This is a genomic window from Nocardia sp. NPDC059691 (assembly GCF_042733915.1).
Classification (GTDB): domain Bacteria; phylum Actinomycetota; class Actinomycetes; order Mycobacteriales; family Mycobacteriaceae; genus Nocardia; species Nocardia sichangensis.
The window spans coordinates 409,844-429,248 of record NZ_JBHWFB010000002.1; the positions used below are offsets into that span (position 1 = coordinate 409,844).

A 19,405-nucleotide genomic window follows, 5' to 3' on the forward strand; every position below is an offset into this window, starting at 1 on the left:
GTGCACGATACGGAGTTGGGTGGGGCCAGCGCGTTGCCGCCGCGTTCCGTCGAGCCGGAGTCGTCCCGGATCGCACCCGAACCGTTCGCTCTGGCGCCCGCGCAGCTCGGCGTCTGGTACGCGCAGCTGCTCGACCCGGACGCGCCGATCAACGTCGCGCAGTACGTGGACGTGCACGGCGAGTTGGATGCCGTTCTGCTGCAAGAGGTCTCGATGGAGGCGGCGCGCGAGTACGAGTCGGTGCTGGTGCGGCTGGGGGAATCCGGCGGCGTCCCGCATCAGTACGTCGACTTCGGTCTCTCGGTCGACATTCCGCTGATCGACCTGCGCGACCAGGCCGACCCGGTGGCCGCGGCGCACGCCTGGATGCGCGCGGACGCGAGCGCGCCGGTCGACCTGCGCACCGACCGGCTGTTCGCGGGCGCCGTATTGCGCGTCGCCGAGCGGCGGTACTTCTGGTACCTGCGGGCTCATCACATCGTGCTGGACGGCTACGGCGCGCTCACCAACACCACGCGGGTGGCCGAGCGGTACACCGCGCGGATGCTCGGCACCGAACCCGAGGCCGTGCGGCCGGGGACGCTCGCCTCGTTGACGCAGGCCGAACTCGCCTACCGGAGCAGCCCCCGGTTCGAGTCCGATCGCGCGCACTGGGCTCGGCGGGTGGCCGGGCTGGACGGCGTGACCAGCCTCACCGGTCGCTCCGCACCCCGTGGCGCGACCAACCTGATCGCCGGGCGAGCGCTCACGCCGGAACTCGTCGAACGGATGAACGCGCTTGCCGCGAGCCAGGATTCGACGCTCGCCGTGGTGCTGCTCGCGGCGTTCGCCGCCTACCTGGCACGACTGACCGACCGGGACGAGGCGGTGCTGAGCCTGCCGGTGACCGCGCGCACCACCGCGGCGCTGCGGCGCTCGGCGGGCATGCTGTCGAACATCGTGCCGCTGCGGTTGCCGGTCGACGGCAGCTGGGGCGCGTTGCTGCGCGCCACCCGCGTCGAGGTCGCCGGGGCGCTGCGCCACCAGCGCTACCGTCACGAGGACATCCAGCGCGACACCGAGCGCGCCGCCGGTCCGGCGCGCCGCGGGCTGTTCGGCCCGCTGGCCAACATCATGCTGTTCCGCAGCGATCTCACCCTCGGCGCCACCGTGGGGCGGTACCACGTGTTGTCCACCGGTCCGGTCGAGGACCTGAGTCTCAACGTCTACTACGGCGACCGGGACCGGGTGCACGTCGACTTCGAGGCCAATCCGCACCTGTACACCGCCGACGACGTCGCCAGGCAGCACGCCCGGTTCCTCCGCTATCTGGAGCGCCTGGCAGCCACCGAGCCGGACACCGCGCTCGCCGCCGTGGAAGTCGCGACCGAGCTGGAACTCGAGGTCAGCACCCGGATCTGGAACGAGACGGGTTTCGACGTGGAAGCGCAGCTGCCGGGTCGCTCCGCGGCCTTCGCTCCCGTGGCGACGCTGGTGTCGATGTTCGAGGCGCAGGCGGCCCGCACGCCGAGCGCGGTGGCGCTGCGGGCCGCCGGTGCGCCGGACCTGACCTACCGGGACCTCGCCGCGCGCGCCAATCGACTCGCCCGCACACTGATCGCGCTCGGCGTCGGGCCCGAAACGCTGGTGGCGCTGCGCCTGCCGCGCTCGCCGGAGCTGGTCGTCGCGATGTACGCGGTGCTCGCCGCGGGCGGCGCCTATCTGCCGCTGGATCCGGATCACCCGCCCGAGCGCACCGCGCACATCCTGGCCACGGCCCGTCCGGCCTGCGTGCTCATCGCCGGGGACGAGCGGCCGCCGGAGCTGTCCGGTCTGCCGGTGGTGCGGGTGGACCGAGCCGACGAGACGGTCGGGGCGGGGCCGATATGGGACCGGGAACGAGTCGCGGCCTTGCGGCCGGAGCATCCGGCGTATGTGATCTTCACCTCCGGATCGACCGGTCTGCCCAAGGGCGTCGCCATCACCCACCGCGCGATCGTCAACCGGTTGGTGTGGATGCAGCAGACCTACCGACTATCGGCGCAAGACGTTGTGCTGCAGAAGACTCCGGCCACATTCGACGTGTCGGTGTGGGAATTCTTCTGGCCGCTGCAGATCGGCGCGACGCTGGTGCTCGCCCAGCCGGACGGGCACCGCGATCCCGCTTATCTGCGCTGGGTCATCGACGAATACGGAGTCACCACAGCACATTTCGTTCCTTCGATGCTCGCGGCGTTCCTCGCCGATCAGCATGGCGCGTTCCGCACGCCGCTGCGCACGGTGTTCGCCTCCGGGGAGGCGCTGCCCGCCGCGCTCGCCCAGCGGCTGCGCGCCATGACCGGCGTTCGCCTGCACAATCTGTATGGTCCGACGGAAGCGGCGGTCGACGTCACCTTTCACGAAGTCGCCGACACCGATACCCTCTCGGTGCCGATCGGCGCGCCGGTGTTCAACACCAGGCTTCATGTTCTCGACTCGCGGCTTCGGCCGGTGCCGGTCGGGGCGCCGGGTGAGCTGTATCTGTCGGGGGTACAGCTCGCCCGGGGCTATGTGGCTCGACCGGAACTGACCGCGGCGCGGTTCGTAGCCGATCCGTTCGGCGGGCCCGCACCGGCGGGGAACCGGATGTATCGCACCGGTGACCTGGTGCGATGGACCACGCAGGGCGAGCTGGAGTATCTCGGCCGCACGGACTTCCAGGTGAAGCTGCGCGGTCTGCGCATCGAACTCGGCGAGATCGAGGCCGTGCTCGCCAGGGTGGACGCGGTGGCCCGCGCGGTGGTCGTGGTGCGCGACGACACGGGGATCGGCGAGCAGTTGGTGGCCTACGTCGTGGCGGCGGTGCCCGGCGCGGTGCGGCCGGAGCGGCTGCGCGCCGTGGCGGCCGAGGCGCTGCCCGGGTACATGGTGCCCGCCGCCTACGTGGTGCTCGACACATTGCCGGTGAACGCGTCCGGAAAGTTGGATCGCGCCGCTCTACCTGTCCCGAGCAGGGCTTCGACGGGCTATACCGCGCCCGCCACCCCCGTGGAACGGGCGGTCGCGCGGGTGTTCGCCGAAGTGCTCGGTAACGAGCTGGTCGGTCGCGACGACGACTTCTTCGCACTCGGCGGAAACAGTTTGGTGGCCACGCAGGTCGCCGCGCGGCTGTCCGCCGACCTGAACTGCCCGCTCGGAGTCCGCGACGTGTTCGCCGCCTGCACGGTGGCCGAACTCGCCGGGCTCGTCGAGCGGGCCGGTGGATCCGGCGGCGCGTCCTTGGTCGCGCAGCTGCGGGCACGGCCACGGCCGCCGCTGGTTCCGCTTTCTCCGGCGCAGCAGCGCATCTGGTTTCTCAACCGGTTCGAGCGGGCCGGCGCGAGCTACAACATGCCCTTCGTGGTGCGGCTGCGCGGAGCGGTGGACGTCACCGCGCTGCGGCAGGCGCTCGATGACCTGGTTCTCCGCCACGAAGTGCTGCGCACGATCTTCCCCGCGCTCCTGCCCGGCGACGGCGCGGGGCTCGCGGCACGGCAGGTCGTGTTGTCGGTAGCGCCGATCGCCGCCGCGCCGGAGGCGATCGGCGCCGCCGACCTCGACGAGCGGCTGAGCGCGTTCGCCGCCCGCGGCTTCGATCTGGAACGTGAGATCCCGATCCGGGCGCGGATCTTCGCGGTGGACGACGGCAGTCACGCCCTCGCGCTGGTCCTGCACCACGTCGCCGCCGACGGGCTGTCGCTGCGCGTGCTGGCCCGCGACGTGATGACCGCGTACGAGGCGCGCCGCGGCGGCAGCGCGCCCGTATGGGCCCCGCTGCCGATTCAGTACGCCGACTACAGCCTCTGGCAGCACGAGTTGCTGGGCTCCTCGGACGATTCGTTCGCGGCCGATCGGCTGTCGTTCTGGACCGACGCGCTGGCGGGCGCGCCCGACCAGCTCGACCTGCCCGCCGACCGGCCCCGCCCTGCGGTCGCCTCCGGCCGTGGCGCGGTGTTCGGTTTCGAGTTCCCCGGCGAACTGGTCGCCCGGATGAACGAATTCGCCCGCGCGCACGGCGTTTCGACCTTCATGCTGACGCACGCCGCACTGGCCGCGCTGCTGGCGCGGCTGTCCGGCGCCGACGACATCGTGATCGGCACCCCGGTCGGAGGTCGGGGCGACCGCGCGCTCGACGACCTGATCGGCATGTTCGTCAACACCTTGGCACTGCGGACCCGGGTGGACGCCGCCGAGCCCTTCACCGCCTTGCTGGCGCGGGTACGCGAGGACGACCTCGCCGCCTTCGGCCATGCCGAACTGCCGTTCGAGCGGGTGGTCGCGGCGCTGGATCCGCCGCGTTCGCAGGCGCGCCATCCGTTGTTCCAAGTGCTGCTCGCCTTCGACAACGCCGAGGCAATCGCTTTCGAACTGCCCGAACTGTCGGTCGCCACCAGTACCCTGGACACCGGAGTGACCAAGCTGGATCTCCAGCTCACGGTCACCGAGAACGCCGCCGGTGCCGGACTCGGGGAAGGTTCGGCACCGGCGGGGGTTCCCGCGGAATTCACCTACGCCACCGATCTCTTCGACGAAGCCACCATCGCGGGTTACGCGGGCAGGCTGATCGGCTTCTTGTGGGCGATCACCGCCGATCCCGCGATCGCGGTGCGCGATCTGCCTCTCCTGGACCGCGACGAGCGAGCGCGCGCACTCGCGGCGGCGCAGGCCGTCGCGGGCGCACAGGACCCGGCGGAGACGTTGCTCACCGCCTTCGAGGCACAGGCGCGGCGCACCCCCGATGCGGTCGCGGTGCTCGATGCCGAGCGGCGGCTGACCTACGCGGAGTTCGCGGGTGCGGTCAACCGGCTGGCGCGTCGGCTGATCGCCGCGGGGGTGGGGCCCGAGCGGTTGGTCGTGCTCGGCGTGCCGCGTTCGGTCGATCTCGTGGTGGCCGCGTACGCGGTGCTGACGGCGGGCAGTGGGTACGTGCCGGTGGACCCGGACCAGCCGGGGGCCCGGATCGCGCAGGTGATCGCCGCGGCCCGCCCGGTGTGCGTATTGACCCGATCCCGGGAGGAGGCGGGGGAATTCGCCGATCGATGCGCGCTCGCGGAGCTACCCGCGACACCGGTGCTCACGGCCGACGCCCCTGAGGTCGCCGAATACTCCGCCGCGCCGGTCGGCGACGCGCATCGTCTCGCCCCCTTGCGCGCTTCCGGTACCGCGTACGTCATCTTCACCTCCGGTTCGACCGGCCGTCCCAAAGGCGTGGCGGTGCAGCATGACGCGGCGGTCAATCAGGTCAGGTGGATCGCGGACGAATACCGGATCGACGCGAACGACGTCGTGCTGTTCAAGACCCCCGCCACCTTCGACGTGTCGGTGTGGGAGCTGTTCGCGCCGCTCACCCGGGGCGCGCGGATCGTGGTCGCCGACCACGACGGGCACCGCGATCCCCGGTATCTCGCCGCGACCATCGCCGCGCACCGGGTGACGATGACCTCCTTCGTTCCGTCCATGCTCACGGTGTTCGCCGACGCCGCCGCGCCGGGAGCGATCGCGTCCCTGCGCACCGTGCTGGTCGCAGGGGAGGCGATGACCGGTGAGGCCGCCGCCGCGTTCGCCGCGGTGAGCCCCGCGCGGCTGCACAACCTGTACGGGCCCACCGAATTCACCGTGCACGCCACGTACGCCCCGGTCGACCCGGCCGCGAGCGGTCCGGCGCCGATCGGGCGTCCGGTGCCGGGCAGCCGTGCCATGGTCCTGGACGAACGGTTGCGACCGGTTCCGGACGCCGTGGTCGGCGAGTTGTACTTGTCCGGCGTGCAACTGGCGCGCGGCTACCTCGGCCGGGCCGACCTGAGCGCGGAGCGTTTCGTCGCCGACCCGTACGGGCCGGCGGGCAGCCGGATGTACCGGACCGGGGATCTGGTGCGCCGCCGCCGCGACGGCGCGCTGGAGTACCTGGGCCGCGGCGACTTCCAGGTGAAGCTGCGTGGGCAGCGGATCGAGCTCGGCGAGATCGAGGCCGCCTTGCTCGCCATGGACGACGTGCGGGCGGCGGCGGTGCGGATCGTCGCGCAGCCCTCCGGCGAGACGCTGGCCGCCTACGTGGTCGGCGCGATCGCCCCCGATCGGCTCGCCGCGGAGCTGGAGCAGCGGCTGCGCCCGGTGCTGCCCTCGTACATGGTGCCCACCGCGTACGTCCCGCTGACCGCGATGCCGCTGACTCCGTCGGGCAAGCTGGACCGCAAGGCGCTGCCCGACCCGGTGCCGGTCACGAAGACTTTCCGCGCGCCCTGCACGCCGGTGGAGCGGACCGTCGCCGACGTGTTCGGGCAGGTGCTGGGGATTGATCCGGTCGGCTCGGACGACGATTTCTTCGCGCTGGGCGGGAATTCGCTGGTCGCCACGCAGATCGCGGCCCGCCTGGCGGACGCGCTGGACACCGAGGTGCCGGTGCGGGCGCTGTTCGAGTTCCCGACCGTGTCGGCGCTGGCCGCGCACCTGTCCGGCGGCCGGGCGCGTAGACGGGCGCCGCTGGTCGCCGGGGCGCGCCCCACACTGATCCCGCTGTCCTACGCGCAGCAGCGCATGTGGTTCCTGAACCAGTTCGACGCGGCCTCGGTGGCGGACAATCTGGTCGCCGCCATCCGGTTGCGCGGCGCGCTCGATCAGACGGCGCTGGCGGACGCGGTGGTCGACGTGCTCGCCAGGCACGAGTCATTGCGCACGGTCTACCCGGCGGCGGAGGGTATTCCGTATCAACTGGTGCTCCCGGTCGAGGAGGCGCGGGTCGAGCTGGTCGCGGAATCGGTCGACGAGCGGCGGCTGACGGAACGGATTCGCGAACTGGTGGCCACGCCCTTCCGGGTCGATCGCGAGCCGCCGGTGCGCCTCGCCCTGCTGCGCCTCGGTGCGGAGCAGCACGTGCTCGTCGTCGCTTTGCATCACATCAGCGCCGATGGTTGGTCGCTGGCACCGCTCACCCGTGATCTCATGCGCGCCTACGAGGCTCGCCGTGCGGGCGGCGCACCCGACTGGACGCCACTGGCCGTCCACTACGCCGACTACGCGTTGTGGCAGCGGGAGGTCCTCGGCTCCGAGGACGACCCGGACGCGATGCTGGCCGAGCAGATCCGGTTCTGGCGGGGCGAATTGGCCGGTCTGCCGGACGTGACGACGCTGCCCGCCGATAGGCCGCGCCCGGCCGTCGCGTCGGGTCGCGGCGCGCGCCACGTCTTCACCATCGATGCCGCTACGCGGCGCCGGTTGCGCGAGATCGCGGACAGCGCGAACGCCTCGCTGTTCATGGTGCTGCACGCGGCGTTCGCCACGCTGCTGGCCGGATTGACCGGGCAGCAGGACATCGTGATCGGCACCCCGGTGGCCGGTCGCGGCGAGCGTGCGCTCGATGAGCTCGTCGGCATGTTCGTCAACACCGTCGTGCTGCGCGCCGACGTGCGGGCCGAGTTGGCGTTCACCGGCCTGGTCGCGGCGGTGCGCGAGCGCGACCTGGCCGCCTTCGCCCACGCCGACGCGCCGTTCGAGCGTTTGGTCGAGGTGCTCGCGCCGGAGCGGTCGGCGGCCAGGCATCCGCTGTTCCAGGTGATGCTGGACTTGCAGAACACCGCCCGCACCGAACTCGAGTTGCCCGGCCTGACCGTTTCCGGGCTCGATATCGACACGGCGACGGCGAAATTCGATCTGCACCTGTCGGTGACGGAGGCGGCGGACGGTTCCGGCCTCGCCGCGATCTTCGAATACGCGGCCGATCTGTTCGATTCGGCTACCGTCGCGTCGTTCGCCCTGCGTTTGCGCCGGGTGCTCGACGCGGTGGCCGCCGACCCGAGGGTGCCCGTCGGCGCGATCGACCTGCTCAGCCCAGGGGAACGTGCCCGCATCCTGGGCACCTGGAATGCCACCGGGCACCCGGTGGATCCGGCCGCGACGCTCGTGTCGCTGTTCGAGGCGCAGGCGGCGCGGACGCCCGAGGCGCTCGCGGTGACCTTCGACGGTGCATCGCTCAGCTACGCCGAGTTCGCGAGCCGGGTGCACCGGCTGGCCAGGCTGCTGGTGTCCGTCGGCGTGCGGCCGGAGCAGCCGGTGGCGGTGGGCATGCGGCGGTCGGTCGATCTCGTGGTGGCCCTGTACGCGGTGCTCGCGGCCGGGGGAGTCTACGTTCCGATCGATCCGGAGCATCCGGCCGGGCGGATCGCCGACATGCTGCGAACGGTGCGGCCGGCGTGCGTGCTGAGCCGCTCCGCGGACGGGCTCGACCTGTCCGGCCGGGCCGCCGGGATGTGGGCGGTGCTGGACGTCGACCTGTTCGATACCTGGGACTATTCCGGCGAACCGCTGACCGACGAGGATCGTCTCGGGACGCTCGCGCCGTCGAATGCGGCGTATGTGATCTTCACGTCCGGTTCGACGGGTCGTCCGAAGGGTGTGGCGGTTTCGCATGCCGCGATCGTCAACCGCCTGGTGTGGATGCAGACCGCGTACCAGTTGACCTCGGCTGATGTGGTGTTGCAGAAGACTCCTGCGACGTTCGATGTGTCGGTGTGGGAGTTCTTCTGGCCGTTGCAGGTGGGTGCGCGTCTGGTGGTGGCGAAGCCGGACGGGCATCGCGACCCGGCCTACCTCGCCGAGATCATCAGCGCCGAGAAGGTGACGGTCACGCATTTCGTGCCGTCGATGCTGGCGGTGTTCGTCGCGGACGCTGCTGCGGCGCAGTGTGATTCGCTGCGTTTGGTGTTCGCTTCGGGTGAGGCGTTGCCGCCTAAGCCCGCGCATCGGTTGCGGGAGTTGACCGGCGCTGCGTTGCACAACCTGTACGGCCCGACGGAGGCGGCGGTCGACGTCACTTTTCACGAGGTCGTGGATGCCGATATCGAGTCGGTGCCGATTGGTGCGCCGGTGTTCAACACGCAGGTGTTCGTGTTGGATGCGCGGTTGCGTCCGGTGCCGGTGGGTGTGGCGGGTGAGTTGTATCTGGCGGGTGTCCAGCTGGCGCGTGGCTATGTGGCGCGTCCGGATCTGACCTCCGATCGGTTCGTGGCGAATCCGTATGGGGAGCCGGGTGCGCGGATGTATCGCACGGGTGACTTGGTGGCGTGGACCGAACACGGTGAACTCGAATACTTGGGCCGTACGGACTTCCAGGTGAAGTTGCGTGGTCTGCGTATCGAGCTGGGTGAGATCGAGTCGGCGCTAACGGGTCTGGAGGAAGTCGCTCAGGCGGTCGTGGTTGTGCGCGACGACGCCGGGACCGGCGAGCGGCTCGTCGCCTACCTGGTCTCCGCGTCCGGCGCGGACCTCGACCCCGGTGCGCTCGAAGCGACGCTCACCCGGCGTCTCCCGGCGTACATGATCCCGTCGGCATACGTCGTGCTGCCCGAATTCCCGGTCAACGCTTCCGGCAAGCTGGACCGCCGAGCGCTACCGACGCCCGCGATCGAGCCCGCGCGGTTCCGCGCGCCCGCGACGCCCGTGCAGAAACTCGTCGCCGCGGCGTTCGCCGAGCTGCTCGGCGTCGACCGGGTGGGCCTGGACGACGAATTCTTCGCCCTCGGCGGCAACTCGCTCACCGCTGCCAGGGTCGTGGCCCGGCTCGGCGCCGCGCTCGACACCCGGATTCCGGTGCGGGCGCTGTTCGACGCGCCGACGGTCGCCGCGTTGGCGGCTCGCGCCGAAACGCAGCGGGGCGACGGCGGTCGCGTCCCGCTGCGCCCCCGCCCGCGGCCGGAGCGCGTCCCGCTGTCCGCGGCCCAGCAGCGCGTCTGGTTCGTCAACCGCTTCCACGCCGACGAGCAGGCCGGGCCCGCCGTCGCGATCGACAACATCCCGGTCGCGCTGCGCCTCGCCGGTGAGCTCGACGTCGCGGCGATGACCACGGCGTTGGCCGACGTGGCGGCCCGGCACGAGATCCTGCGGACCGTCTACCCGGACGGCTCGGACGGGCCGGAACAACTGGTCCTGCCGCAGTCCGCGCCCGACCTCCCGGTCACGCGTGTGGCCGAAACCGCACTGGGGGAACAGCTTCGGGAGCTGGCGGCCGCGCCTTTCGATCTGACCACGGAAACACCGTTGCGGGCAGCGCTGTTCGCGATCGACGGCGCGCCACAAGCGGAATACGCGCTCGCCCTGGTGCTGCACCACATCGCCGCGGACGGTTTCTCGCTCGGTCCGCTGGCCGAGGATCTGATGACCGCCTACTCGGCCCGCCGGGCCGGGGCAGCGCCCGCGTGGGATCCGCTGCCGGTGCAGTACGCCGACTACACGCTCTGGCAGGCCGATCTCGCCGACGCCGAGCGGCAACTCGACTACTGGCGCGGCGCCCTGGACGGCCTGCCGGAGCAACTCGAACTGCCCACCGACCGTCCCCGTCCGGCGATCTCCTCCCATCGCGGTGCGACGCACCGCCTGCGGATCGATTCCGACCTGCACAGCGAGCTGGGCGAGCTGGCGCGCAAACGCGAGACCACGCTGTTCAGCACGGTGCACGCGGCCTTGGCGGTACTGCTGGCCCGGCTGTCGGGCGGCGCGGACATCGCGATCGGCACCCCGGTCGCCGGACGCGGTGACGCGGCGCTGGACCGGCTCGTCGGCATGTTCGTGAACACGCTGGTGCTGCGCACCGCCGTCGACTCCAGAGCCAGGTTCGAGACCGTGCTGGACGCGGTGCGCGACCAGGACCTCGACGCGCTCTCGCACGCCGACGCGCCGTTCGAGCGGCTCGTCGAGATGCTCGCTCCGACCCGCGCGCGCAACCGTCATCCGCTGTTCCAAGTGGCGCTGACCTTCCAGAACTTCGCCTTGCCCGAGCTCGAGCTGCCCGATCTACGGGTGCGCGCGCAGGAGTTCGACGCGCCGGTGGCCGAGTTCGACCTCCAGTTCACCGTGCTCGAATCGAACGACCCGGACGGGCGCGCCGACGGCATGCAGGTCGAGATCCGCTATGCCACCGACCTTTTCGACGCGCCGTCGGTCGCCGTTCTCGGCAGGCGGTTCACCCAGGTGCTCGCCGCCATCGCCGCCGATCCCACGGTGGTCGTGGGCGACATCCAGTTGCTCAGCGCCGAGGAGCAGCATCGCGCTTTGTACGAGTGGCCGGTCGGCGGCCCCGACGTCGCGGACGCCACCGGCAGTGTGGCCGAGCGTTTCGCGCGGGCCGCCGCGCTGGACCCGGCCGCCGTCGCGGTGCGCGACGGGGCACGGTCGCTGGCCTATGCCGAACTCGACGACTGGTCCAACCGGTTGGCGCGGCGGCTGATCGCCGCGGGCGTCGGGCCGGAAACACTGGTGGCCGTCGCGCTGCCCCGCTCGGCGGAACTGGTGGTCGCCCTGCTCGCGGTGCTCAAAGCGGGCGGCGGATACCTGCCGATCGATCCGGCCTACCCGGACGACCGGATCGAATACGTCCTGGACGATGCCCGGCCGATCTGCGCGATCGCCGGGGCCGCCACCGAGTTGCCGCGCGGCTGGTTCGGCGGACCGGTGATCGACGTCGCCGCACCGAACCTCGTCGAGTTCGGCGGCGAGCCGGTCACCGATGTGGATCGGCGCGCCCCGCTGCACTCCGGTCACGTTGCCTACGTCATCTATACCTCCGGTTCCACCGGCAGGCCCAAAGGCGTCGTGGTGCCGCATCGCAACGTGCTGCGGCTGCTGGACAACACGCGGCGGCGCTTCGGCTTCGGCCCGGCGGACGTGTGGACCCTGTTCCACTCCTACGCCTTCGACTTCTCGGTCTGGGAAATGTGGGGACCGCTGCTGTCCGGCGCGACGGTGGTGGTGGTCGACTACTACACCTCGCGCTCGCCGCGGCAGTTCCGTGAGCTGCTGATCGCCGAGCGGGTCACCGTGCTCAACCAGACCCCGTCGGCGTTCTATCAGCTCGTCGCCGCCGATCTGGCCGAGCCGGAACCCGCCGCGTTCGCGTTGCGCGTCGTCGTCTTCGGCGGCGAGGCGCTGGAGCCGCAGCGCCTCGGTGGTTGGTTCGCCCGCTACCCGGACGCGCCGCGCCTGGTGAACATGTACGGCATCACCGAGACCACGGTGCACGTGTCCTATCGGGAGATCGACGGGCACACCGGCTCGGCCGGCGTGATCGGCGCCGGGTTGCCCGGACTGACCGTCCGCCTGCTCGACGACCGGTTGCGGCCGGTCCCGGTCGGCGTGCCCGGCGAGATCTACGTCTCCGGCGGCCAATTGGCGCGCGGCTACTTGCACCGTCCCGCCCTGACCGCGGGCCGCTTCGTCGCGGACCCGTACGCGGGCGACGGAGCGCTCACCTACCGCTCCGGCGATCTGGCCCGCTGGAGCGCCGACGGCGAGCTGGAGTATCTCGGGCGCGCGGACCAGCAGGTGAACCTGCGCGGCTTCCGCGTCGAGCTCGGTGAGATCGAGGTCGCGCTGCTCGAGGCGTCCGAAGCGGTCCGGGAAGTGGCCGTGGTGGTGCGCACCGATCTGGTGGACGAACCGCGCATCGTCGCGTACGCGGTCGTCGCGGACGACTCCGTCGACACCGCCGCGCTGCGGCAAGCCCTGGTGTATCGCCTGCCCGAGCACATGGTGCCCGCCGCGATCGTCCCGCTGCCGCGCATCCCGTTGACGGTCAACGGCAAGCTGGACCGCGCCGCGCTGCCCGCGCCACGGTTCGAATCGACCACCTACCGGGCGCCGTCCACGCCGAGCGAACGGGTCGTGGCGGAGGTATTCGCCGAAGTGCTGGGCGCGGAGCGCGCCGTCGGCGCCGACGACGACTTCTTCGCGCTCGGCGGCAGCTCCCTGCTGGCCGCGAAAGCGGTCAGCAGGATCGGCGCGGCGCTGGGCCGGACGGTCGGTGTGCGCGCGCTGTTCGAAGCTCCCAGGGTCGCGGATCTCGCGGCGGCGGCGAGCGCGGTGGCCATGGGAGGCACCCTGCCCGCGCTGGTGGCGGCGTCCCGCCCGGAGCGGGTCCCGCTCTCGCCCGCGCAGCAGCGCATGTGGTTCCTCAATCGGTTCGACCAATCCTCCACCGCCTACAACATCCCGGTGGCCCTGCGGCTGTCCGGTCGGCTGGACGTGCCCGCGTTGCGCGCCGCGCTCGGTGACGTGGTCGCCCGGCACGAGGCGCTGCGCACTCGCTATCCGGAGATCGACGGCGAACCGGCGCAACTCGTCGAACCCGCCACCGCTCCGGCGCTGCGGCCGATCGATGTCCCGGAAGGCGAACTACCACAGCGGGTACGGGAACTGGCGGAGACGACCTTCGACGTCACCGCCGAGATTCCGGTGCGGATGCGATTGTTCCGCGTGCGCACGGGCGCGCGGCCGGAGTTCGTGCTCGCCGCGGTGCTGCACCACATCGCCGCCGACGGCTCGTCCGTCGCGCCGTTCGTGCGGGACCTGATGGTCGCCTACACCGCGCGCCGTGGTGGCGCCGCGCCGGACTGGGCACCGCTGACCGTGCAGTACGCCGATTACGCACTGTGGCAACGCGATTTGCTCGGCGCCGAGGACGACGCCGAATCGGTGGCGGCCCGCGAGATCCGTTTCTGGACCCGGACACTCGCCGGACTGCCGGATCAGCTGGCGCTGCCGACCGACCGCCCCCGCCCCGCGAGGCAGACCCTGCGCGGGGACAAGGTTCCGCTGACGATCGGCGCGCGGCTGCACGCGGATCTGGCCGCCCTCGGCCGACGGCATGGCGCGACGCTGTTCATGGTGGTGCACACCGCTTTCGCCGTGCTGCTCGCGCGGTGGTCGGGCGCAGGAGACATCGCGATCGGCACGCCGGTGGCCGGACGCGGCGCCGCCGAACTGGACGACGTCATCGGGATGTTCGTCAACACTCTCGTCCTGCGCGTCGGTGTCGACGGCGGCGAATCGTTCGCCGGACTGCTGGCCCGGGCGCGGGCCGCCGACCTGGCGGCGCTGGAACACGCGACGGTGCCGTTCGAACGTCTGGTGGAAGTGCTCAACCCGGTGCGCTCCACCGCACGCCACCCGCTGTTCCAGGTCGGCTACTCGTTCCAGAACCATGAGCGCGGACAGCTGCGGCTGCCCGAACTCGAGATTCGCGAGTTCGAGTTCGACAATGGCGTAGCGCAATTCGACCTGCACCTGTTCGCGGTGGACGCCTACGACGCCGACGGCGCGCCCGACGGCATCGAGCTGTCCCTCGGCTACGCCACCGACCTGTTCGAACGCGCGACCGCGTTCCGGTTCGCCGCCCAACTGCGCCGGGTGCTGGAAACGATCGCGGCGCGGCCGGAACTGCCGGTGGGCGACATCGACCTGCTCGGGACCGACCGATCGCAGGTGCTCGCCGAGTGGAACCGGACCCGGCGGCCGGTCCCGCGGGCCACGCTGGCGGATCTGATCGACGCGCAGACCGCGCGCAGCCCAGGTGCGGTCGCGCTGGTGGACGCGACGACCGGCGAAGAGCTGCGCTACGCCGAGTTCGACGGGCGGGTGAACCGGTTGGCGCGCAGGCTCATCGCGTCCGGTGTCGGACCGGAGTCGACGGTCGTGCTGGCGATGCGCCGCTCGCTCGAACTGGTCGTCGCGATGTACGCCGTGGTGCGGGCGGGCGGCGCCTATGTGCCCATCGATCCGGACCATCCGGCCGAGCGGATCGCCCACATCGTGGCCACCGCGGCGCCGGTCGTGGTCCTGACCACCTCGCGCGACGGGTTCCCGTTCGAAAGCGACTGCGTTGTCATGGAAATCGATCGGCTCGACGTCGCCGGGCTCGCCGCGACGCCGATCACCGACGCGGACCGGATCGGTCCGCTGCGTCCCGAGCATCCGGCGTACGTCGTCTTCACCTCCGGCTCCACGGGCGTGCCCAAGGGCGTGACGGTTCCGCACGCCGCGATCGTCAACCAACTCGCCTGGCTGGCGGACAGATACGGCCTCGGCGCGAACGATCGGGTGCTGCTGAAGACGCCCGCGACCTTCGATCTGTCGGTGTGGGAGTTCTGGTCCGCGCTGGTCACCGGCGGGTCGCTGATCGTCACCGCGCCCGGCGCCGAACGTGACCCGGACCTACTGCGCGCGCTGCTGCGCCGCCACGGCGTCACCGTGCTGCACGCGGTGCCCGCCCTGATCGGCATGCTGCTGGCGGCCGAGCCGGGTGGCGCGCTGCCGGAAACGCTGCGCCACGTGCTGGCCATCGGCGAGGCGCTGCCGTCGGCCACGGCCGTGGACTTCCTGTGCCGCCATAGCGGCACGACCACGTTGGACAACCTGTACGGCCCCACGGAGACGGCGGTGTCGATCACCGCGTTCGCGGTCGACACTCAGCCGGAGCACACCGTCCCGATCGGGTCGCCCGCCTGGAACAGCCGGGTCTACGTGCTGGACGGGCGGTTGCGGCCCGCGCCGATCGGAGTGCCCGGCGAGCTGTACCTCGCGGGAGCGCAGCTGGCGCGCGGCTATCAGCGCCGTCCGGCGCTGACCGCCGACCGCTTCGTGGCCGATCCGTTCGCGGTGGAACTCGGTGCGGCGGCCGGCGAGCGGATGTACCGCACCGGCGACATCGTGCGCTGGCGTCCCGACGGCACCCTGGAATACCTCGAGCGCGCGGACTTCCAGGTGCAGATCGGCGGCTTCCGCATCGAGCTCGGCGAGGTGGAGGCCGCGCTGCTGCGGCAACCCGGGGTGGCCGCGGCCGTCGCGGTGGCGAAGGCCGACGACCGCGCGGGAACACGGCTCATCGCGTATGCCGCAGTGCCGGAGGCGGATCCGGTCGCGTACGCCGACCTGGCCGTGTCGCTGCGCGCCGTTGTGGCCGCGCGACTGCCCGGATACATGACGCCTGCCGCCGTCGTCGTGCTGGCGGCGCTGCCGCTCACGGCCAACGGCAAGATCGATCGTTCGGCGCTGCCCGAGCCGCTGTTCGCCGAGGCGGCCTTCCGCGCGCCGTCCGGTGCGTTGGAGCGCCTGGTCGCGGACGCGTTCGCAGAGGTCGTCGGCGTGGACGCGGTGAGCGTCGACGACGACTTCTTCGCCAGGGGCGGCAACTCCCTGATGGCCACCCGGCTCGCGGCCCGGCTCGGCGCGGCACTCGGCGGCCATGTCGCGGTGGCCGCGGTGTTCGAAGCCCCGACGCCCGCCGCACTCGCAGAACGCATCGCGGCCACCGAGCGCGGCGTGGCCCGGCCCGCTTTGGTCCGTCGCGCCGATACCGGGCCGGTGCCGCTCGCGCCCGCGCAGCAGCGCATCTGGGTGCTCGACCGGCTCGCACCGGACTCGTCGGCCTATCACATTCCCACGGCGCTGCGGCTGCGCGGCCGGCTGGATGTGGCGGCGCTGGCGGCGGCGCTCGGCGATGTGCTCGACCGGCACGAGACGCTGCGCACCAGGTACCCGGACACCGAGGACGGACCGGTCCAGGAGGTCGTGCTCGCGTCACCGGTCGACCTGACACCGATTCCGGTGGGCCGAGCGGAAATGGACAGGCGGATCGCGGAATTCGTGTCCCCCGCCTTCGATCTCGCTTCCGCGCCGCCGGTGCGCGCCGCCCTGTTCACCCCCGCCGCCGACGAACACGTCTTGGTGGTCGTGCTGCACCACATCGGTGCGGATGGATACTCGATCGCGCCGTTGACCGCCGATCTGGTGCGCGCCTACCTGGCCAGATCCACCGGACACGCGCCGGACTCGGCCCCGCCCGCGATCCGTTACCGCGACTACAGCGCCTGGCAGCACGAGCTGCTCGGCGACGGCGCGGACCCCGACAGCCTGCTGGCGCGCCAACTCGCCTTCTGGCGCTCCGAATTGGCCGGTGCGCCGGAACTGCTCGCCCTGCCCACCGATCGACCGCGACCGGCCAGGCGAAGCATGCAGGGGGCAAGCGTTACCCGGGAGATCGACGCCGAGCGCACCGTCCGCCTGGAGCGACTGGCCCGCGAACACGGCGGCACACTGTTCACCCTGGTGCACAGCGCGCTCGCGGTGCTGCTGGCGAAACTGTCCGGCGCGGGGGACGTCACGGTCGGCGTGCCGGTCGCCGGACGCGGTGTCCGCGAGCTGGACGAGCTGGTCGGCATGTTCGTCAACACCGTGGCGTTGCGCACCGAGGTCGATCCCCGTGCGAGTTTCGGCGAGCTGCTGCGCCAGGTCACCCGGCGGGATCTGGCGGCGTTCTCGCACGCCGACGTCCCGTTCGATCAGGTGGTCGAGGCGCTGGGCGTCACCCGTTCCGGCTCCTACGCGCCGCTGTGCCAAGTACTGCTCACCTTCCAGAACCTGCCGCGGGCGGAGACGGAGCTGCCCGGCCTCGCGGTCGAGGCGATCGACCTGACGTCGGCGGAGGCGAAGTTCGACCTCCAGGTGACCGTGCTGGAGCGGTTCGCCGCCGACGGTGCGCGCGCCGGTATGGAGCTGCGCGTCGGCTACGCGACCGACCTCTTCGACGAACCGACGGCGCACGCGTTCGGTGACCGCTTGCTGCGGGTGCTGGAGGCGGTGGCCGCGGATCCGGCGGTAGCCCTTCGCGCGATCGACATCCGTTCCGCGGCCGAACGGCTGCCCCGGCCCACCGCGTCGGTGGCGGACCTGCCCGCGCTGATCGCCCGGGCGGCACGGGCCGTCCCCGCCGCCACCGCGTTCGAGCACGGCGATCGGCTGGTCACCTTCGGCGAGCTCGACGTGAAGCTCGCGTCCGTCGCGAAGGCGATGGGCCCTGCGGCCAAACCCGAAGCCCTGATCCATGTCTCGCTCGCCGGGTTGGTGCCCGGCCTGCTCGCCGCACTCGGCGGCAGCGGTCTGGCGGCCTTGCTGCGGACCCTGCCCGCCACCGCCGAGGCGCTGCTCGCCGACTCGGCGGCGGCCCTCGATTCGGAAGGAAACCGCTGATGACCCACGCAGACGCCGTGCGCCGCGGCTACGGCATCGACGACCTGCCCGGTCTCATCGCGACTGTTGCCGGGCTGGACCCGCAGCGCGTGGCGTTGCGGCACGGGCAACTCACGGTCACCTACGCAGCGCTGGCCGACGAACTCACGGCCCTGTCCGAAGCCATGGGCGCGGGGGTGGGCGCGGAGGCGCTGGTTCCGGTGGTGGTCTCCGGTCGACTGCCCGCGCTGCTGGAATCCGGTGACGGCGCGCTCGGCGCGGTGCTGGACGCGCTGCTCGACGACGCGCTCGCGGCCGCGCCCGACCTTCCGGCGACCACCACCGCGCCGGTCGAGACATTGGTGAGCCTGTTCGAGGAGCAGGTGTGGCGGACTCCGGACGCGATCGCCGTCGAATACGCGGGAATCACCCTCACCTACGCCGAATTCGACGGCCGGGTCAACGCGCTGGCCCACCATTTGGTCGAACTCGGCGTGCGGCGGAACTCGCTGGTGGGCTTGGCCGTGCGGCGCTCGATCGACCTGCTGGTCGGCATATACGCGATCCTGCGGGCGGGCGGCGCGTACCTGCCGATCGACCCGGACCATCCGGCCGACCGCATCGGCTACGTGCTCGAGGTCGCCGAGCCGGTGCTCGTGCTGACGACCACGCGTGACGAGCCCGACTTCGGCGGTGCGGTCGCGACGCTGCGGATCGACGAATTCGCTGGCTCGCCCACGCCGGAAGCGCCCGCGGTCGCCCGGTCGGCCGACGACCTCGCCTACGTGATCTTCACGTCCGGCTCGACCGGCAGGCCGAAGGGCGTCGCCGTGTCGCACCGCGCGATCGTGGCGAATCTGCGGTGGCGGCAACGGATGTACCGGCTGCGCGCCGACGACGTGGTGTTGCAGAAGACGCCGTTCACCTTCGACGTGTCGGTGTGGGAGTTCTTCTGGCCGTTGCAGGTCGGCGCCCGGCTGGTCGTCGCGGAGCCGGACGGTCATCGGGACCCGGCGTACTTGGCGCGTGTGATCACCGAAAACGGCGTCACGGTGGCGCATTTCGTGCCGTCCATGCTCGCGGTCTTCGTCGCCGAGTCGGTCGCGGTGGACTCGCTGCGGCTGGTCTTCGCCTCGGGTGAGGCGCTTGCGGCCGCCACCGCCGCGGCCTTCCGCGACGTCTGCGGGGCGACGCTGCACAACCTGTACGGGCCCACCGAGGCGGCGGTCGACGTGACCGCGCACGAGGTGACCGGCGCGGACGTGGCGGGCGTGCCGATCGGCGTCGCCGCCGACGACACCGAGTTGCTGGTGCTCGACGACAGCCTGCGTCCGGTGGCGCGCGGCGTCGTCGGCGAGCTGTACCTGGCAGGCGTGCAATTGGCCCGCGGTTATGTCGCCCGGCCAGGGCTGACCGCCGAGCGATTCGTGGCGAACCCCGAGGGACCGGCCGGGGAGCGGATGTACCGCACCGGCGACCTGGTGCGCTGGGCGCCCGGGGTGGAGGGCGGGCCGGAGGAGCTGGAGTATCTGGGCCGCACGGACTTCCAGGTGAAGTTGCGGGGCCTGCGGATCGAACTCGGCGAAATCGAGGCGGCGCTGCTGCGCCACCCGCGCGTCACCCAGGCCGCGGTGGTGCT

The 19,405-nt window shown here is 71.8% G+C and carries 2 protein-coding genes (1 of these 2 only partly in view); both read left to right on the plus strand.

The genetic code is table 11. From position 1 onward, the window contains the following. Complete coding sequence (locus ACFV2O_RS06280; protein ID WP_379250577.1) at nt 1-17,787, plus strand: non-ribosomal peptide synthase/polyketide synthase; 17,787 nt, start codon at nt 1-3, stop codon at nt 17,785-17,787. Continuing rightward, nucleotides 17,787-19,405, plus strand: partial view of a non-ribosomal peptide synthase/polyketide synthase gene (locus tag ACFV2O_RS06285; RefSeq protein WP_379250579.1) — the beginning only. The gene runs 23,680 nt beyond the window's last position; only the first 1,619 of its 25,299 coding nucleotides appear in the window; its start codon is at nt 17,787-17,789; its stop codon lies off the right edge, out of view. The genes ACFV2O_RS06280 and ACFV2O_RS06285 overlap by 1 nt, the downstream gene beginning before the upstream one ends.